The organism is Dietzia sp. SYD-A1 (assembly GCF_015356725.1).
Lineage (GTDB): Bacteria > Actinomycetota > Actinomycetes > Mycobacteriales > Mycobacteriaceae > Dietzia.
The window spans coordinates 1-2,270 of record NZ_JADDKI010000400.1 but is presented as its reverse complement, the minus strand read 5'-3'; the positions used below and the strand labels follow the sequence as shown (position 1 = coordinate 2,270).

Genomic DNA, 2,270 nt, shown 5'->3' with positions numbered 1-2,270 from the left:
GCGGGAACTCGGGCCTCCCTGGCCCGACGTGTCCGCCGAGGCACTCGCGGACCGTCTCCCGGAGTGGCTCGGGCCGGAGGTCGAGTCCATGACGCGAGGCGGCACGCTCAGGGGGCGCGAGGTCGGCGGCGCGCTCCGACGACTGCTCCCGTGGCCGGAGGCCTCCCGGTTCGACGAGCTCGTGCCCGATCGCCTGCAGGTGCCCAGTTCGTCGTGGTACCGCGTCGACTATCCGGAACCCGGATCCGACGCGTCCCCCGTACTTGCGGTGAAGCTGCAGGAGTGCTTCGGGTGGACCTCCTCACCCCGGATCTGCGACAAACGGGTACCCGTGACGGTGCACCTGCTCTCCCCCGCCGGCCGGCCGCTCGGCGTGACCCGCGACCTGGAGTTCTTCTGGCGCGAGGCGTATCCCGGTGTGCGGGCGGAGATGCGGGGCCGCTATCCCCGACATCCCTGGCCGGAGGATCCGATGGCCGCGGAGCCCACTCGCCGGACCACCCGCCACCGCTGACGATCCCGGTCACGTAACGGGGTGAGTTTCGGCACCGTTCCGGTCCGGGCCGGCCCCTACCATGGAACCGGACGCACCTGCGCCATCCGACTCCGCCCCGGAGGGTGACCGCCATGCCCCCGTACACACCACCCTCACCCCACCGCGTGCCCCTCCCGACCAGGACCCCCGCACGCACCAAGAGGATCCCGCACGTCCGGAACCGGATCGGGGTCCTGATGGCGTTCGCCGGCCTGGCGGTGTCGCTGCTCAGCCTCTTCCTGCCGTGGCTTTCCGCCGGCGGGGGCGAGCGGATCTCCGGCCTGGGCATCACCGAGATCATCGACGTCCGCAGTGTCGCCCCGGTGCTGTTCCTCGGGTTGCTCGTCCTGGCCCTGCTCGTGACCGTGACCGCGTTCACCCGACTGGGGGCGTTCGCCGTGGCGGCGGCGGTGATGGCGGCAGGAGTACTCGCGGGTCACCTCGCCTTCGTCTGGACCCTCATCCTCTCCACGGGATCGACGACGCCGGCCCTGTCGGGGCTGCCCGCCAACGCCTCGGTGACCTTCGGGCCGTACGTCGCGGCGTCCGGGTTCGTGGTGGTCTCCGCCGCCTCGGCGTGGGCTGCCCGGTCGGCGAGATACGCCAGGGATCCCCTCTCGCGTCGAGACGGATAGACGACCTCCGGGGGAAGCGCGCTGTTATGGCACGGGCAGACAACGCCGCCTATTATGTGACTTATCTCACTTGAGACTCCGGTACGACTAAGGGGCACACCATGGCCGCACAGACAACGCCCACCTCCCACACACCCCCCGCTTCCCAGACACCGCCCCCGGCGGCGACCACGCGGGGCGGCAAGATCGTCCCTCTACTGCGCAGCCGCGTCGGCGGGCTCATCGCGGTCGCGGGTCTGGCACTCGCCCTTCTCAGCCTGTACCTCCCCTGGCTGTCCACCGCGACCGGCGGGGGCATCACCGCCCTCGAGCTCACCGAGGTCCTGGACCTCCGTGCGATGGCGCCCCTGAACTTCCTTGGCCTGCTCGTACTGCTGGTCCTGGTGGCCGTCACCGTGTTCACCCGACTGGGATTCTTCGCGGCCGCCAACGCGGTTCTCGCGTCGCTGGTGTTGATCGCCCATCTGATCTTCGTCTGGGTCCTGTTCAACTCGACCGACACCGCCGATCCGATGCTGGCGGGACTCCCCGACGGGACTTCGGTCACCTACGGGCCGTTCGTCGCCGCCATCGGCTTCGTCCTGGTCATCGCCGGGTCGGTACTGGCGGCCAGGTCCGCCGAGTACCTGCTGCCGGACCGGGCCGAGGCCCGCATGTTCACCGACCCCCGGGGCTCCTGAGACGGCTCTCCCGGTCGTCAGAACACCACGACCGTGTCCCCGACCTGCAGCCTGTCGAAGTAGGTCTCGGCCGCGGGCCGGTCCATCCGGATGCACCCGTGCGACAGGTGGGCCGGGTCCCCCTCGTGGAACGCGATCCCGCCCACGAAGTACACCGCGAACGGCATCGGGGCGTCGTCGAACAGACGACTGACCTCGTGGCGGACCTTACGGGTGACCTGGTACGTCCCACGAGGGGTCTCCCACCCGGCCCTTCCGTGGGACATCCGCACCGGCCCGTAGTTCAGCCGTTCCCCCGACTGCAGCCAGGTCCGGTTCCCGTCGAGGTCCACGCACGCGGCGGCCGTGCGCGGGCAGGGGCTCTGCGGGGTGGGGTCCGGCGGCGGAGGAGGAGCAGGCGGAGGGGGCACGAAGCCGGGC

At 70.8% G+C, this 2,270-nt stretch carries 4 protein-coding genes; 3 read left to right on the top strand and 1 reads right to left on the bottom strand.

All coding sequences use genetic code 11. From position 1 onward, the window contains the following. The 3 genes from IY392_RS14615 to IY392_RS14605 all read left to right on the top strand — a co-directional run. Positions 1-514, top strand: a 514-nt coding sequence (locus IY392_RS14615; RefSeq protein ID WP_304511155.1) for an ATP-dependent helicase C-terminal domain-containing protein, incomplete at its 5' end; no start/stop codon positions are given. Positions 515-627: 113 nt separating this feature from the next. Then, positions 628-1,170 (top strand): hypothetical protein, encoded by a 543-nt coding sequence (locus tag IY392_RS14610; RefSeq protein WP_107755684.1) that lies wholly within the window; start codon positions 628-630, stop codon positions 1,168-1,170. A gap of 101 nt (positions 1,171-1,271) precedes the next feature. Then, entirely contained in the window at positions 1,272-1,850 is a 579-nt protein-coding gene (locus IY392_RS14605) for a hypothetical protein (protein ID WP_194861602.1), read from the top strand. Between the two features lie 17 nt (positions 1,851-1,867). Here IY392_RS14605 and IY392_RS14600 read toward each other — a convergent pair. After that, a partial coding sequence (locus IY392_RS14600; RefSeq protein WP_228549456.1) for a L,D-transpeptidase occupies positions 1,868-2,270 on the bottom strand: 403 nt, incomplete at its 5' end.

Bases quoted from the DNA above. Each gene is read 5' to 3' on its own strand.
- IY392_RS14610 (WP_107755684.1), top strand. From the start codon at position 628: ATGCCCCCGTACACACCACCCTCACCCCACCGCGTGCCCCTCCCGACC.
- IY392_RS14605 (WP_194861602.1), top strand. From the start codon at position 1,272: ATGGCCGCACAGACAACGCCCACCTCCCACACACCCCCCGCTTCCCAG.